The sequence below is a fragment of the Methylocella sp. genome, from assembly GCF_044226135.1.
Lineage (GTDB): Bacteria > Pseudomonadota > Alphaproteobacteria > Rhizobiales > Beijerinckiaceae > Methylocapsa.
In genome coordinates this window covers 72,154-87,098 of sequence record NZ_JBGAHM010000013.1, presented here as the reverse complement: position 1 = coordinate 87,098, position 14,945 = coordinate 72,154, and the positions used below count along the sequence as shown (strand labels likewise).

At 68.9% G+C, this 14,945-nt stretch carries 13 protein-coding genes and 1 pseudogene; 4 read left to right on the top strand and 10 right to left on the bottom strand.

The genetic code is table 11. The annotated features are described in order from the left end of the window. Window positions 1-18: 18 nt before the first annotated feature. Window positions 19-1,041: pseudogene (locus tag ACILRB_RS08215) on the top strand (FliI/YscN family ATPase); the annotation flags it as partial. Window positions 1,042-1,073: 32 nt separating this feature from the next. Here ACILRB_RS08215 and ACILRB_RS08210 read toward each other — a convergent pair. The 5 genes from ACILRB_RS08210 to ACILRB_RS08190 form a co-directional block, all read right to left on the bottom strand. Continuing rightward, on the bottom strand, window positions 1,074-1,412 hold the full coding sequence (locus tag ACILRB_RS08210; RefSeq protein WP_395665811.1) for a YnfA family protein: 339 nt from the start codon (window positions 1,410-1,412) through the stop codon (window positions 1,074-1,076). A gap of 71 nt (window positions 1,413-1,483) precedes the next feature. Next, a complete protein-coding gene (locus tag ACILRB_RS08205) occupies window positions 1,484-1,651 on the bottom strand; it encodes a hypothetical protein (RefSeq protein ID WP_395665810.1) in 168 nt (55 codons plus the stop codon). Window positions 1,652-1,682: 31 nt separating this feature from the next. Further along, window positions 1,683-2,066, bottom strand: coding sequence for a DUF6156 family protein (locus tag ACILRB_RS08200; RefSeq protein WP_395665809.1), 384 nt, complete (start codon window positions 2,064-2,066; stop codon window positions 1,683-1,685). A 162-nt stretch (window positions 2,067-2,228) separates the two neighbouring features. Then, window positions 2,229-2,660, bottom strand: coding sequence for an ArsC/Spx/MgsR family protein (locus tag ACILRB_RS08195; RefSeq protein ID WP_395665808.1), 432 nt, complete (start codon window positions 2,658-2,660; stop codon window positions 2,229-2,231). A 177-nt stretch (window positions 2,661-2,837) separates the two neighbouring features. Then, window positions 2,838-3,176, bottom strand: coding sequence for a hypothetical protein (locus ACILRB_RS08190; protein WP_395665807.1), 339 nt, complete (start codon window positions 3,174-3,176; stop codon window positions 2,838-2,840). 85 nt (window positions 3,177-3,261) lie between these two features. On the opposite strand from ACILRB_RS08190, the gene ACILRB_RS08185 reads away from it, so the two are divergent. The 3 genes from ACILRB_RS08185 (at window position 3,262) to ACILRB_RS08175 (ending at window position 5,968) form a co-directional block, all read left to right on the top strand. Then, a complete protein-coding gene (locus ACILRB_RS08185; RefSeq protein WP_395665806.1) occupies window positions 3,262-4,212 on the top strand; it encodes a LysR family transcriptional regulator in 951 nt (316 codons plus the stop codon). Between the two features lie 167 nt (window positions 4,213-4,379). Then, complete coding sequence (locus ACILRB_RS08180) at window positions 4,380-5,261, top strand: aldose 1-epimerase family protein (protein ID WP_395665805.1); 882 nt, start codon at window positions 4,380-4,382, stop codon at window positions 5,259-5,261. Then, entirely contained in the window at window positions 5,258-5,968 is a 711-nt protein-coding gene (locus ACILRB_RS08175) for a nitroreductase family protein (protein WP_395665804.1), read from the top strand. Before ACILRB_RS08180 ends, ACILRB_RS08175 begins: the two co-directional genes overlap by 4 nt. A gap of 210 nt (window positions 5,969-6,178) precedes the next feature. On the opposite strand, the gene ACILRB_RS08170 is transcribed toward ACILRB_RS08175, so the two are convergent. From ACILRB_RS08170 to ACILRB_RS08150, 5 genes are all read right to left on the bottom strand, one after another. Next, window positions 6,179-6,931, bottom strand: coding sequence for a hypothetical protein (locus ACILRB_RS08170; protein ID WP_395665803.1), 753 nt, complete (start codon window positions 6,929-6,931; stop codon window positions 6,179-6,181). Window positions 6,932-7,064: 133 nt separating this feature from the next. Further along, window positions 7,065-7,667, bottom strand: a complete 603-nt coding sequence (locus ACILRB_RS08165) for a hypothetical protein (protein WP_395665802.1) — start codon at window positions 7,665-7,667, stop codon at window positions 7,065-7,067. Window positions 7,668-7,760: 93 nt separating this feature from the next. After that, window positions 7,761-9,299, bottom strand: a complete 1,539-nt coding sequence (locus ACILRB_RS08160) for a peptide ligase PGM1-related protein (protein ID WP_395665801.1) — start codon at window positions 9,297-9,299, stop codon at window positions 7,761-7,763. 53 nt (window positions 9,300-9,352) lie between these two features. After that, on the bottom strand, window positions 9,353-12,754 hold the full coding sequence (locus tag ACILRB_RS08155; RefSeq protein WP_395665800.1) for an acyl-[ACP]--phospholipid O-acyltransferase: 3,402 nt from the start codon (window positions 12,752-12,754) through the stop codon (window positions 9,353-9,355). Between the two features lie 557 nt (window positions 12,755-13,311). Beyond that, the gene (locus tag ACILRB_RS08150) at window positions 13,312-14,943 is read right to left on the bottom strand and encodes an isocitrate lyase (protein WP_395665799.1); all 1,632 of its coding nucleotides are present in this window, start codon (window positions 14,941-14,943) and stop codon (window positions 13,312-13,314) included. Between the last annotated feature and the right edge of the window lie 2 nt (window positions 14,944-14,945).

Below are 14,945 nucleotides of genomic sequence, written 5' to 3'. Positions count from 1 at the left end.
GCTTTGGCCTGACGGAGCTGGAAGGGCCGCGTCGTCGACGCCTTCGGCGCGCCGATCGACGGGCTCGGGCCGCTGCGGCGCGGGCCGCACGCCGCGCCGGTCGACGCGAGCCCTCCGCCGGCGCTGCGCCGGGCGAGGGTCGGGGGGGCGCTGCGCACCGGCGTGCGCGCGATCGACGTCTTCACGCCGCTCTGCGCCGGCCAGCGCATCGGCGTCTTCGCGGGCTCGGGCGTCGGCAAGTCGACCCTGCTCGCGATGCTCGCCGGCGCCGGAGACTTCGACACGGTGGTGGTCGGGCTCGTCGGCGAGCGCGGCCGCGAGGCGCGCGAATTCCTTGAAGACACGCTCGCGCCGCATCGCGACCGCGCCATCGCCGTCGTCGCGACGAGCGACGAAACGCCCTCGATGCGCCGCCTCGCGCCGCGCGCCGCGATGGCGATCGCCGAATATTTCCGCGACCTCGGCGAAAACGTTCTGCTGATCGTCGATTCGGCGACGCGTTTCGCCCACGCCTGCCGCGACGTCGCGCTCGCCGCCGGCGAGCCGCCCGTGGCGCGCGGCTATACGCCGAGCGTCTTTTCCGACCTGCCGAAGCTGCTCGAACGCGCCGGGCCCGGCGAAGTGGGCAAAGGCGTGGTCACCGGCGTCTTCTCCGTGCTCGTCGACGGCGACGACCATAACGACCCGGTCGCCGACGCGGCCCGCGGCGCGCTCGACGGCCATATCGTGCTCGACCGCGCCATCGCCGACCAGGGCCGCTTTCCCGCGATCAACCTGCTCGGCTCGATCTCGCGCCTCGCCGGGATCGCCTGGACGGCGGAGCAGCGCGACCTCGTCGTCAGACTGCGCGGCCTGGTCGCGCGCTACGAAGACACGAGGGACTTGCGGCTGATGGGCGGCTATCGCGCCGGCGCCGATCCCGAGCTTGACCAGGCGGTCGCCCTGACGCCGAAAATCTACAGGGCGCTGGAGCAGTCGCCGCGCTCGCCGCCGAGCCTCGACGCCTTCCGCGAACTGGCCCAGCTTCTGACCGCGCCATGAGCCGCCCTGGCGCAGGAGGGCGGAAGCGCCCGTCAGCCGTCGCGCGCGCCAAGCAGGATCACGCAGGTCCCGACAAGGCACAGGCCGGCGCCGAAAAGGTCGGAACGCGTGGGAGAAACCCCCTCCATCGCCCACAGCCACAGGAGCGAGGCGGCGACATAGACCCCGCCATAGGCGGCGTAGGCGCGCCCGGCGGCGTCGGCGTCGACGCGCGTCAGCAAAAAGGCGAACAGGGCGAGCGAGACCATGCCGGGCAGAAGCCAGAGCGACGAGGCGCCAAGACGCAGCCACGCCCAGACGGCGAAGCAGCCGGCGATCTCGGCCAGCGCCGCGCCTGCGAAAATGAAAATCCCGCCGACCGCTCCAGCCATGCGCCCGCCCGTTCGCCTCGACGCGCAGCTCCAAGGCGCCCCTCCATGCAGGGCGCCCGGGACGCGCGCGCCTATTCCTCCATATTGGGGATGAGAATCACCTCGGCCGGCGCTCCGGGGCCGGACGCGTCGACGAAATCGAGCGCGGCGACGAGCGAAAGCCCTCCGCCGCTGTCCATCAGCACGACGGCCTCCCCGGGCAGGCTGGCGAGCTGTTCGATCAGTTGGGCGACGGTCACGACACGCTCCTGTCTCTGGCGACGAATCCCCTCATGCGATCTTCGCGCCGCCCCGCTCCGCGGCCCGCGCGCCCGTTTCGTCGAACAAAAGCTCGACCGGGTCCTCGTCCATCATGGCGATTTCGGCGCGCCGCAGCACGCCCGCGGCGTCATAATCATAGACGTGGACAAGCTCGACGGCGCCATAGACCATTTTTTCGAAGCGCAGAAGCCGCCCCGCCTCGTCAAACCAGGCGCGGATGAAGGTGTTGCGGTTCGTGAGCCCCGCCCGATCGAGCGGCTCGACCAGCCTGAACGGCAGCTTCGACCCCGTATAGGACACGAAGTAACGGCAAGCTTCTTCGGAACGATAAGCCTCTTCGGAACGACACGTCTCTTCGGAACTGGCCTCTTCGGGCGCGTCGGCGGCGGTCATCGGCGGCTCTTTCGGGGTTTGACGCGAAGCCTCGCGGCGCGGTCCGGCGCGCGCAAGGTCGGGCGCGCCCTTGACGTCTCGCCCGTTCGAGCGGCGCAGGCTCGTTCGGCTTCGGCGTCAGGTCGCACCGCGGCCGACTCGAATCCTGGGCGCGAAACCATTTCAGGAGGCCGCCGGCGTTTTGCAGGCGCCGGCCGCCGGCGCGCCGCGGCAGCTTTCAAGGTCGCCCTGCGGGGCCTGCGGCGAAAGGCCGATCCATCGATCGACGAACGCGGGGTCGAAGCCCGCCGCGCGCCGCCCCTCGGCCTCCATCAGCGGACGGCGGATCAGAAGCGGCTCCGCCAGCATCAGGGCGAGCGCCGCCTCGGCGTCGAGGGCGGCCGGGTCGATCTCGCCCGATTTCACACGCGGCGCCGCCGCGTTGAACCATTCGGCGACCGGCCGCGCGCCGAAGAAGGCGCGAAGCCGCGCGGCGGTCCAGGGCTCCGCCAGAAGATCGCGCACGTCAAGACGGTGGCCCGCCTCCGCGAGCAGCCGCTTCTGGCGCGCATTGTTGGCGCAGCCCGGCTTTTCATAGAACACGACCTGCGTCATCAAACCCTCCGCCGGCGGCCGCGCACGTCGAAAACGCACATGTCGAAAACGCGCGTGCCGGAAAGACGACACATGCGACAAACGGGACGCCTGAAAGGCCCCGCGCGCCGGGCGCGGGGCTTTGGTCTTTCCTTCTCAGCAAATCCCGTTCCGGCGCGGATCGCCGCGCCGGCGTTTTCAGTGGGTCAGCGGGCCCTTCTCGAGCAGCACCTTGTCGTCGAGCCGCTGGATCTCGATCGCCTCGGCCTCAAAACCCCATTCGCGCGGGGTCGAAAGGCTGACGCTCTGGCCGGGCGCAAGAACCGTCTCGACCCGGACCGGAGGCGCGCCGCCGCCGGCGCGGGCCAGCGTCGCGACGACGCGATAGCCCTTTTCTTCGACCGTATAATAAGCGGTGCCGGCGACGCCGCCGAGGTCGACGGACTGGCCATGCAGCGGCTTGATCTCAATCGCCGACGCCGCGTTCGCAGTCGCGAAAAGAACCGTCGCCGCAAGGAAAAGGTGACGAATTTTCATGATGTTCTCCAAATGGTGCGGCGCAATCGCCGTTGATCAAGAAATGCGCTTCGACACTGCATTAGTCAAACCGATTGCATGAATAATGGCCATTGATACAAATAATCTATCTCATGTCGACCTCAACCTGCTGGTCGCGCTCGACGCGCTCCTGACCGAGCGCAGCGTCACCCGCGCCGCCGCGCGGATCGGCCTCAAGCAGTCGGCGATGAGCCACAACCTCGCGCGATTGCGGGCGCTTTTCGGCGACGAGCTGCTGACCCGCTACGCCAACGGCATGCGGCTGACGCCGCGCGCGCTCGCCCTGATCGACCCGCTGCGCGGCGCGCTGTCGCAGATCGAGGCGATCGTCGCGCGCGAGGACGCCTTCAATCCTGCGACGTCGGAGCGCGTCTTCCGCATCGGCCTGCCCGATTCGAGCGAGGTCCTGCACGGGCCGGCCCTGCTCGCGCACCTGCTCCAGGCCGCGCCGCATGTCCGGCTGCGGCTGTTTTCGATCGATTCGCTCGAGATTCTCGACGATCTCGACGCCGACCGGCTCGACCTCGCGATCGGCGTCGGCGGCGCGTTCGTCGGGGGACAGGCCCATCACAAGCGCCGGCTGCTCGTCAAGGAGCGCTATCTGTGCATGTTCAACGCGGCGCTTGTCGGCGTCGAGCCGCCGATCTCGCTCGACGACTATGTGCGCCTGCCACATGTGCTCACGAGCCTGCGCAAGGGGGAGCGCGGCGTCGTCGACGACGCGCTCGAAGCGCTCGGCCGCAGGCGGACGGTGGCGCTGACGACCTCGCGCTTTCTCGCCGTGCCGTTTCTGGTGCAGGGGGCGCCGGTCGTCACCACCATGCATTCGCGCCTCGCGCGCTTCTTCGCCGGCGCGCTCGGCCTCAGCCTCAGCCTGCCGCCGGTGGAGCTGCCCGAGGCTCCGATCTCGCTGCTGTGGCACGCCTCCTATGACCGCGACCCGGCCCATGTCTGGCTGCGCGGCGTGATCGCCGACCTGTTCGCCGAGCGCGGCGACCGGCTGCTCAAGGATTAGGGATTTCACGGCGCGGGCCGTGGAGCTACAGTCGCCGCTCCCGCTGGAACGCGGGCGGCGCGGCGGACGACGCCGAGGGCCGACTCTCTGTCTCGACGCGTTTTCGCGCGACGAAGCCTGCGGCTCGCGCCGGAGACGCGCCGGCGAGGACGCGACTGGAGGATCTCGTGGAGCACCGGTTGTCGAGCGGCGCGCTGGAGGCGGTGGTCAAGGCCGACGGGGCGGAGCTGATCTCGCTCAAGGACGCGTCCGGCCTTGAATATGTCTGGCAGGCGGGACCGCAATGGCCGCGCCATGCGCCGGTGCTGTTTCCCATCGTCGGCCGGCTCAGGGACGATTCACTGGTCCATGAGGGCCAGAGCTACCCCATGAAACAGCACGGCTTCGCGCGTGACATGCGCTTCTTCTGGATCGAGGGCGGCCCGCCCAACTCCTGCCGGCTGATGCTCAGGGACAATGAGGCGACGCGGGCGCAGTTTCCTTTCGCCTTCCGGCTCGAGATCTCCTATGCGCTTGCGGGCGATTCGCTGCGCGCGCGCTATGACGTGTTCAATCCCGGCGAGGATTTCCTGCCCGCCTCGATCGGCGCGCATCCGGCCTTCAACTGGCCGCTCGAACCCGGCCGCGCCAAGGATGAGTATGCGCTGCTGTTCGACGCCGAGGAGACGGCCCCCGTGCGCCGGCTCGAAGCGGGGCTGATGCGCGAGGCGCCCGAGCCGTGCCCGGTCGAAGGCCGCGTTTTGAACCTGCGCGAGAGCCTGTTCGCCGAGGACGCCGTGATCTTCACCGAGATCAACAGCCGCTCGGCGCGTTATGGCGCCCCCGGCGGGCGCAGCGTCGAAATCGCCTGGTCCGGCTTTCCCGAACTCGGCCTGTGGTCGAAGCCCGGCGCCGATTTCTTATGCGTCGAACCCTGGTCCGGCTATGCGAGCCCGGCCAATTTCGACGGCCCGTTCTACCGCAAGCCCGGACTTTCGCTGATTCCGCCAGGCGCCAAGCGCTCGGCGCAGATGACGATCAGGCTCCTTCCCGCGGAGGCGACGCCATGACGGCCGACCGACACGCTGACGGCGACGACGCCCGCCAGACCGCCGTGCTCGAGGCGATCTCCGGGCGGCGCAGCGTACGCGGCTTCCTGGCCGAGCCCGTCCCGCGTGAGACGCTCGAAAAGATCCTGACCGTCGCCGCCCGCGCGCCGAGCGCCACCAACACCCAGCCCTGGCGCGTGCGCGTGCTGACCGGCGCGACCCGCGCGCGCCTCAGCGCCGCGATCCTCGCCGAGCGCGAGGGCGGCGCGATCGAGCCCCCGCCCGAATATGACTATTACCCGAAAAGCTGGCCCGAGCCTTACCTCGCGCGCCGGCGCGCGCTCGGCTGGACGCTTTACGCCCTCCTCGGGATCAAGAAGGGCGACCAGGACGCCGCGCGGCGGTGGCAGGACAATAATTTCCGCTTCTTCGGCGCGCCGGTCGGCCTGATCTTCACGCTCGACCGGAAGCTCGCGACCGGCTCCTTCATGGACGTCGCCATGTTCGTCGAGAACATCGCCGTCGCCGCCCGCGCCTTCGGCCTCGACACCTGTCCGCAGGCGGCCTTCGCCCACTACCACGCGACAATCCGGCGCGAGCTTGCGCTCGACGAAGAGGAGCTCGTCGTCTGCGGCATGGCGCTCGGACGCGCGGACGAGGCCGCGCCGGCGAACCGGCTCGAATCCGCGCGCGAGCCCCTCGAAAATTTCGCGGTGTTCCTGGACTGACCCGCGCGCCGGGCCGCCCCGCCGGCGAAAGCCCGGGCGAGGGGCGCCGGCGCGCTCCCGAAGCCCGTTCAGGGAGCGGCCGAACGGGTCCGTCCGGCCGATGAGCGCGCCAGAGCGCGTTCGGACTTCATCGAGTCGCGAACGCGCTCTAACCTCTTGTTTTTCCGCATTTTCTTAACGCAAAAGTCTGTGACTTTTACTGAAAACGCTCTAGAGACGGCGCGCAAGCGAGCGCAGAAACCCCTGATATTCCTCGTCGAGCTCCATGTCGACGGCGGGCGCGGCCTTGAGCAGCAGATTGGCGATGAAGGGCTGGTCGTTGCGCGGATCCTCGAGCGCCTCGCGCAGGATCGGCAGATTGTCCTCGATATGGGCCATGAAGGCGACGCCCTTGTCCTGCGTCTCGGTCCATTTCTCGCGCGTCCAGACAGCGAGCGGGAACATGACCTCATGCACGAAGTTCGAGCTGCGCGCCTTCTCGAAGAAGCGCAGGCCGGCGCTCCAGTTCTCCTTGGCGCGCAGCGGCGGCGGCGGAATGTCGCCTTCGAGCATCTTCTTGCCCGCCTGCCCGACGTGATCCTCGAGCGTTTCGGGATTGTCGTTTTTCGCGCGGAAATATTTCAGCGCGAAGGCGCCCGGGAAGTCGTCGCCATATTGCTCCCTGAGCGCCGCCTCGACCTTGTCGACCGCGGCCTTGTCGGCTTTCAGCGCCGCCGTCATGCAGAAGGCGGCGACGGCGTCATTGGCGACCTTCTGCACGGTCGGGCTCTCGAGATCGTCCTTCGAGAGCTTCGGCGTCACGCCGTCGGCCGGCGCCTGCGCGGTCCCGGCGCGCTGCTCGGAGATGAATTTGGTGATCTCGAGCCAGCCCGTGAAATGGTCGATGAAGGGCTCGGGATCGACATAGACGATCGCGATATTCAGCGGCTCCTTGCGCTTCTTGAGCTCCGCCATATCCGTCATGATCGCACCCTGATCCCTGTTCGTTTTGCGCGCTTTCGGACAGGGTCGCCGCCCCGCGGCCCCATCATGCGGCGGCCGGACGCCGCCCTTCGGCAAAGCAGCAAATTGGGCGCCAGCGACGTCGAATGGCGGCTCAGTCCTTGATCTTGGTCTGGATCGCGAAAATGTCATAGGGCGGCCAGTCCCCGGCGTTGGCCCAGTGGAAAGGCGCGGGCGTCTCGCCCTCCGCGCCGGGAAGGACGCGCCCCGCCTTGCCCGGGTCGCCGCCGAAGACGCGGATCACGCGCGCGCCTTCGCCGCCGGCCTCCCCCTCTTCGACCGCCTCCCTGTCGCGCGAAAACACCGCGTCGACGGCGCCGGTCTCAAAGCGCTTGCCCGCGCCCCTGGGTTCGAGCGCGCCCGCCCCTTGCGAAAAGCGGCGGCGCGCGAGCGCGCCCCCGAGCACGCCGCAGATCTCCCAGAACGGATGGCGCGCGACCTTCTCGCCCTGCCCCGGGGCATAGACGCTGGCGGCGACGCAGAAACGCTCCATGCCGTCGACATAAAGGAGATAATGGCGCGGCCCGTCCGCGCCCGGCGCGGCGAAACCTTCGGGCAGGAAGCCGCGCTCGGCGACGAGCCGGCTCATGAGGTCGCGGCCGATCAGCAGAATTTCGCGCTCGCCCTCGGCGAGTTCGACCATCGACTGGATGTCCCAGACGAAACGCTTCAGCGGCTCTGGAACGGGAGGTCTCATGGAAAAAGGTCCTGAAGCAAGGCGCGCGCGTTGTAACCCCGCGCCCGGCGCGTGGCCAGCGCTGACTTTCTCGCGCTGCCGATCCTGCGCGCGTCAAAAATCCTGCGCGCGGTCGAGCACGGCCCTGACCCGCGCGTGAAGCGCCTCGGCGCGTTCGGGCGAGGCGCCGACGCAGACGACGCCGAGCTTGCCATATTCGGACAGCGCGCCGATGAGGTGAAACACCACGCCCTCATGGATCGCGCCGTCGAAATGCAGCCCCTCGAGCACGACGAGATCGACGAGATCCTGCGGCGTCAGCCCGCGGTAGCGCTCGGATTCGAGATTGTCGGAGGCGACGTAATAGCGCGGATGGCCGAGCGGCGTGCGGAACAGCCCGCTTTCGGCGTCGAGCGCGCCGCCGGTCAGATATTCGAGCATCAGGAACGGATGCGTCGTGCCGCCCTTGCGCAAATTGATCTCGATCGCATGGGCGCGCCAGGCGCCGTCTTCGCGCAGGCAGACGAAATCGACCGCAAAGCGCCCGATCACGCCGCGCCGCGCGAGCAGCGCCGCGACCTTCGCGCCCTCGGCCTGAATCAGCGCGCGATAGGCGGCGTCGGCCGGAAAGCGGCAGCCGAGAAAGACCTGCCCGCCCGGCCCGCCGAGCACCTGGTCATGGGTCGAGACGCAGGACGGCGCGCCGAACGGGTCGATGCGGTACTGGGCCGAGGGCGAGACCTTTTCGGCCCCTTCGAGAAAGGCTTCGACGACGGCGCCCATCTCGCGGATCTTGGCGCGGAAGTCGGCCCAGCCCATGCCGGGCGCCTCGAAGGCGAGCGTTTCGAGCCGCGCCGCGATCCACGGCTCCAGAGCCTCGCCTTCGGGCGCGCCGTCAAAGCGGAACAGCGCGTTGCCCTCGCCCGAGAAGCCTTCGTTGAGCTTGACCACGGCGCGCCCCAGGCGCCGGTCGGCGCGCTTCAGCGCGGCCAGCGCGGCGGCGACCTCGGTCTCGTCGGCAAGGTCCTCGACGCCCGCGGGAATCGCCACGCCCGCCTCGCGCATCAGCTTGCGCCCGCCGCTCTTCGAGCCGAAATGCTGCAGCTCCGGATCGCAGCCATAGACCGGCAGGCCGAGCCGCACGGCGAGCGCGCGCTCGAGGGTCGAGACCGCATAGGCGGCGATATGCGCCTGAGCCGGATCGCCGACGGCGGCGCGAAGCCGCGCGAGCAGGCGCGGGCGCTCCAGGATCTTTTCGGTGAGCGGCCGCAGCGCGCCGTCATGGCAGGAAATCAGCGTCAGCCGCGCCCGCGCGTGGCGCGCCGGAACCCCTTGCAGGAAATGCAGGTAATAATCGACCACAGCCTCGGGGATCGGCTGGCTCGTCAGATAGATCACGCGCGCGCGGGGCAGGCGCAGCAGGGTGAGCATGCCGAGCATGCGCTCTTCATAATGATGCACGCCCTTGATGCGCGCCATCACCTGCGCGTCGAGGCTGAGGCTCGGCAGCACGACGATGGTCCGCTCGGCCTTCGGGTTCTCGAGGAGGCGCGCGAACATCGGCGCGAGCGCGCCCTGCAGGCGCGCGAACGCCGTTCGCTCGGCCTCGACGGCCGCCCCCGCGGCGTCCTGAGAAGATTGCCCGTCGCTCAAACCCGCTCCTTCAGGGCGCTCCCGCGCCTTTCGACCCGCCAGCCCGTTTCACGTCAGGCCCCGGCCGCCGACGCGCGCCGCTCCGCAACCAGGCGGGCCACCGCGCCATAATCGACTTTCCCGGAGCCGAGCAGCGGCAACTGGTCGACGACGAGAATCTCGGCCGGGACCATGAGTTCGCTCGCGTGGCGCTCCCGCGCGAATTTCTGGAACGCCGCGCGCTCCGCCCCCTTGCGCTGCGTGACGAGGATCAGCCGCTCGCCCTTGCGCGGATCGGGCGCGGCGGCGGCGGCGGAGGGCGCGTCGGGCCACAGGTCGGCGGCGAGCGCCTCGACGGCGGCGAGCGAGATCATCTCGCCGCCGATCTTGGCGAAGCGCTTGGCGCGGCCCCTGATCGTCACGAAGCCTTCAGCGTCGATCGAGACGATGTCGCCCGTGTCGTGCCAGCCGTCTGGCGGCGGCTCGATCACGCCGGGCGCGTCGGCGCGCAGATAGCCGAGCATGACGTTCGGCCCCTTGACGAACAGCCGGCCGCCGTCCTCGACGCCGGGCACGGGCTCGAGCCGCGCCTCGATCCCCGGCAGCAGCCGCCCGACCGTGCCGAAGCGGCAGTGCATCGGCGTGTTGAGCGCGAGCACGGGCGAGGTCTCGGTCACGCCATAGCCTTCGAGCAGGCGCACGCCGAATGTCTCCATGAACACGCGCCGCGTCTCGGGCTTCACCCGCTCGGCGCCGGCGAGCACATAGCGCAGCGAGCGGAAGTCATAGGGGTTCGCGGCGCGCGCGTAGCCGGCGAGAAACGTGTCGGTGCCAAACAGGATGGTGGCGTTGGAGCTGTAGACGAGCTCCGGCACCGTCCTGTAGTGCAGCGGCGACGGGTAGAGGTAGATTTTCACGCCCGACATCAGGGGCAGCGTCAGCCCCGCCGTAAGCCCGAAGGAGTGGAACAGCGGCAGCACGTTGAACAGCGTGTCGGCGCGGCCGAAGTCGATGCGCGCCGCAGCCTGCGCGGCGTTGGAGAGGATGTTTCGGCTCGACAGGGCGACGCCTTTCGGCGCGCCCTCCGTGCCCGAGGTGAACAGCACGGCGGCCGGATCGTCGGGGCTCCGGCTCGCGAGCGGGCGCGTCGCGCCAAAGAGCGCGCGCAGCCGCGCCGGCGCGCCGATCGTCTTGCGCAGATCCTCGAGCCAGACGATTCTGACGTCGTCCTTCAGCGCCTCGACGAGCGCCCCGAGCTTGCCCTTCTCGACGAAGACGCGCGACGTCAGAAGCGTCGACACCTGCGCCGCGCGGCAGGCCGAGCGGACATTGGCCGCGCCGGCCGTGAAATTGATCATGGCCGCGACCCGCCCGGCCGACTGGAGCGCGAGAAAGGCGACGGCCGCGCCATTGGCGTTGGGCAGCATCAGCCCGACGCATTCGCCCTCCTTCGTGAAGCGCGCGACCTCGCGGCCGAGCGCGGTCGCGCCGGCGAGAAGCCGCCTGTAGCTGAGCGCGCCCGAGACCGGATCCTCGACCGCCGTGCGCGAAAGCCCCTGCGCGCGGGCCGACGCCGCCACCGCCTCGAACAGGGAGCGGTCGACGTCGGCGGTGCGGAACACGAGGTCGGACATCACGTCATAGAGCGCCGCGCCCGCCGCGTGGCGGCGCAGCCGGCCCTTGAGCCCGGGCGACACGTCGAGCCTGACGGGCTCAAGGATGGTGACGAGCACCTTGGGAAACAGGCGCTTGCGCGTCTGCGCGCGCGAGAGATGGGAGAAGGGCGTGCTTTCGAGCCCCTCGATGCGCACCGGCACGACCATGGCGCCGGATTTGTCGGCGATGAGCCCCGCGCCGTCATAGACCTTCATCAGGCTGCCGGTCACGGTGAGGCGGCCTTCGGGAAAGATGACCAGCGTGTCGCCGTCGCGCACGGCGTTGATGAGGGTCCGCGTCGCCAGCGGCTTCAGCGGATTGAGCGGCATGACGCGCGTCATTTTCAGGAACGGCCTGACCCACCAGCGCTGCGCGACGCCGCTGTCGATGGCGAAGATCGGGTCGATGTCGAGCAGCGAGAGCGCGAGCCCGGCGTCGAGATAGCTCACATGGTTGAGCGCGACGATGCGATGCGGCCCGGCCTTGGCGAGATTTTCGGCGCCGCGCACTTCGAGCCGGAACACGGCGCGGTAGACGATCGACAAAAGATCGCGGAAGGCGCTCGCCGGCATGGTTTTATAGATCGCGAAGGCCGCGACGAGCGAGGCGAGGCCGAGGACCAGAAACAGCGTCGAGGCCGAAAGCCCCTGGCGCGCGAGCAGCGCGAAGACGAGCGCGCCGGCGACCATCGCCGCCGCGTTCATGATGTTGACGGCGGCGACCACGCGCGCGCGCCGGTCGGCCCCGGCCCAGCTCTGCACGGCGGCGAAGCAGGGCACGATGAACAGGCCGCCGGCGACGGCGAGGCCGGCGAAGCCGAAACATGCGGCGAGGCCGCGCGGCGTGGCGAGCAGCGCGCCGACAGGCAGCGCCCCCGGCGAAGGCGCGGGCCCCGCCGTCGCAAGGCCGAGATAGATCGAGAAGGCCGCGAGCAGGAAGGCGCCGAAGACGGTCGGCAGGAGAATGATGCGCCCATGCGCGAACCAGGACGCGAGAAAGGAGCCGACCGCGACGAAGATCGAGAACACCGCGAGGAAAAAGGTGATGGCGAGCTCGTTTCCGCCAAGCTCCGACTTGACGAGCGGCGGCAGCAGCGACAGGGCGACGGCGCCGGCGAGCCAGAACCAGCTTGCGGCGAGGCCGCCCCAGACGAGCCGCCGGTCGGCGGAAAGATATCTGAGCAGCGTCGCGGTCGAGCGCGCGACGTTGGCGTCGACCTTTAGGCCCGGCGCGGCCTCCCCCGTCGGCGGGATCAGCAGGCTCGCCCCCCAGCAGGCCAGCGAGAACATGACCACCATCAGGCTGTAGACGAGCGGATGGCCGCCGTCCTGCGAGGCGATGCCGCCGACGATGGCGCCGAGCAGGATCGCGAGGAAGGTCGCGCTTTCGACGAGGGCGTTGCCGGCGGTGAGCTCCTCGCGCGTCAGATGGTCGGGCAGGATTCCATATTTGATCGGGCCGAACAGGGCCGAGCACACGCCGAACAGGAACAGCGCCACAAACAGCACGGGGATCGAATGCAGCGCGAAGCCGAGGCTCGCGAGCGCCGCCGCGCCCGTCTCGGCGAGCTTGATCCGCTGCGCCGTCTTCGCCTTGTCGTAGCGGTCGGCCATCTGGCCGCCAAGGCCCGACAGGAAGAAGAAGGGCGCGATGAACACCGCGCCGGCGAGCGTGACGAGGGCCGCGGCGTCGGCCTCGCCGAGCCTGAACAGGATCAGGAAGACCAGCGCGTTCTTCAGGAAATTATCGCTGAAGGCCGAGAAGAACTGGCACCAGAACAGCGGCGCGAAGCGGCGCGAGGTCATCAGTCTGGCGAACATGGAGCTTCCTTCTGCGTGGCCGGCAGAAGGTAGAGCATCCCTTGGCCGCGCGCGACGGTTTTGCGCGGGAGGCGGCAGGCGGCAGGCGGGAGGCGGCAGGCGGGGCGAAGGGCGCGGCGCGCGCCGGAGCGCGGCCCGTTTCACGCTGGACGAATTGCGCAGGCGCGAATTTACAGCTCACACGATTTTTGTGCTTGAGCGGCAAGAAAGAGACACATGAGAACATTCATGAATTAATGAATTTATTGGCGTTCTTACGATTCCCGGCCGTTCTCCTTTTCCAATGACGGAAATGTCGACGAGGTCGTGACGCACAAATCTTTTCCTCCCACAAGTCTTTTCCTCCCATGCGTCTCCTTGCGTCCGATGCCCCCGTGGCCTCCCGGGCGGCCCTCGGCGCCGCGCTCTCGCCCGTCAGTCATGACCGTAATCTGATCCGCCGCCGGGCGGCGCCTTAGCCGCTTCGCCGTTCTCGCCGGCGGGCCGGAAAGAAAACAAAACAGAAAGGCCCGGAGCTTGCGCTCCGGGCCTTTCTTAGTCTCGACGAAGCCGCGGTCTCAGCCGAACTGGTTCATCGTGTTGTGGACGCCGCCGGCCTTGAGGGCCGCTTCGCCGGCGAAATATTCCTTGTGGTCGTCGCCCATGTCGGAGCCGGCCATGTTCTGGTGCTTGACGCAGGCGATGCCCTCGCGGATCTCCTTGCGCTGCACGCCCTTGACGTAGCCGAGCATGCCCGCCTCGCCAAAGTACTCCTTGGCGAGATTGTCGGTCGACAGCGCCGCGGTGTGATAGGTCGGCAGGGTGATGAGGTGATGGAAGATGCCGGCGCGCTTGGCACCGTCCGCCTGGAAGGTGCGGATCCTCTCGTCGGCCTCGGCGGCGAGCGGGGTCGCGTCGTAGTCGACGCTCATCAGGTTCGCCCGGTCATAGGCCGAGACGTCCTTGCCCGCCGCCTTCCAGGCGTCGAACACCTGCTGGCGGAAGTTGAGCGTCCAGTTGAACGACGGCGAGTTGTTGTAGACGAGCTTGGCGTTGGGGATCACTTCGCGGATCTTGTCGACCATCGAGGCGATCTGCTCGACATGCGGCTTCTCGGTCTCGATCCACAAGAGGTCGGCGCCGTTCTGCAGCGAGGTGATGCAGTCGAGCACGCAGCGCTCCGCGCCGGTGCCGGAGCGGAACTGGTAGAGGTTCGAGGCGAGCCGCTTCGGCTTCATGAGCTTGCCGCCGCGGGTGATCAGCACTTCGCCGTTGGTCGACTCGCCGGGCTTGACCTCGTCGCAGTCGAGGAAGGCGTTGTACTTGTCGCCGAGGTCGCCCGGCTCGCGGCTGACCGCGATCTGCTGGGTGAGGCCCGCGCCGAGCGAATCGGTGCGCGTGACGATGATTCCGTCCTCGACGCCAAGCTCAAGGAAAGCGTAGCGGCAGGCGCGGACCTTGGCCAGGAAGACCTCATGCGGGACGGTGACCTTGCCGTCCTGGTGGCCGCACTGCTTCTCGTCGGAGACCTGGTTCTCGATCTGGAGCGCGCAGGCGCCGGCCTCGATCATCTTCTTGGCGAGCAGATAGGTCGCCTCGGCGTTGCCGAAGCCGGCGTCGATGTCGGCGATGATCGGCACGACATGGGTCTGGTGGCCCTCGATCGCCGCGAGCAGCTCCTTCTCCTTGGCGCCGTCTCCCGCCGCGCGGGCGGCGTCGAGGGCGCGGAACATGCCGCCGAGCTCGCGCGCGTCAGCCTGGCGCAGGAAGGTGTAAAGCTCGCCGATCAGCGCCGGCACCGAGGTCTTCTCGTGCATCGACTGGTCGGGCAGCGGGCCGAATTCGGAGCGCAGCGCGGCGACCATCCAGCCCGACAGATAGAGATAGCGGCGCTCGGTCGAAGCGAAGTGCTTCTTGATCGAGATCATCTTCTGCTGGGCGATGAAGCCGTGCCAGACGCCGAGCGACTGGGTGTAGAGCGAGGAGTCCGCGTCATAGGCGGCCATGTCGCGGCGCATGATCGCCGCGGTGTAGCGGGCGATGTCGAGACCGGTCTTGAAGCGGTTCTGCAGGCGCATGCGGGCCACGGCCTCGGGGCTGACGCCGTCCCAGGTCCCGTTCTTGCTGGCGACGAGCTGCGTGACTTCGTCGATGTTCGCCTGATAGGCGCCCGGCTCAGCGCCGGGGACGATGGGGCCTTGATGGGACATTC

Coding starts and splice junctions, on each gene's coding strand:
- ACILRB_RS08210 (WP_395665811.1), bottom strand. CDS start 1,412: ATGGCTGGAGCGGTCGGCGGGATTTTCATTTTCGCAGGCGCGGCGCTG.
- ACILRB_RS08200 (WP_395665809.1), bottom strand. CDS start 2,066: ATGACCGCCGCCGACGCGCCCGAAGAGGCCAGTTCCGAAGAGACGTGT.
- ACILRB_RS08195 (WP_395665808.1), bottom strand. CDS start 2,660: ATGACGCAGGTCGTGTTCTATGAAAAGCCGGGCTGCGCCAACAATGCG.
- ACILRB_RS08190 (WP_395665807.1), bottom strand. CDS start 3,176: ATGAAAATTCGTCACCTTTTCCTTGCGGCGACGGTTCTTTTCGCGACT.
- ACILRB_RS08185 (WP_395665806.1), top strand. CDS start 3,262: ATGGCCATTGATACAAATAATCTATCTCATGTCGACCTCAACCTGCTG.
- ACILRB_RS08175 (WP_395665804.1), top strand. CDS start 5,258: ATGACGGCCGACCGACACGCTGACGGCGACGACGCCCGCCAGACCGCC.
- ACILRB_RS08170 (WP_395665803.1), bottom strand. CDS start 6,931: ATGACGGATATGGCGGAGCTCAAGAAGCGCAAGGAGCCGCTGAATATC.
- ACILRB_RS08165 (WP_395665802.1), bottom strand. CDS start 7,667: ATGAGACCTCCCGTTCCAGAGCCGCTGAAGCGTTTCGTCTGGGACATC.
- ACILRB_RS08155 (WP_395665800.1), bottom strand. CDS start 12,754: ATGTTCGCCAGACTGATGACCTCGCGCCGCTTCGCGCCGCTGTTCTGG.
- ACILRB_RS08150 (WP_395665799.1), bottom strand. CDS start 14,943: ATGTCCCATCAAGGCCCCATCGTCCCCGGCGCTGAGCCGGGCGCCTAT.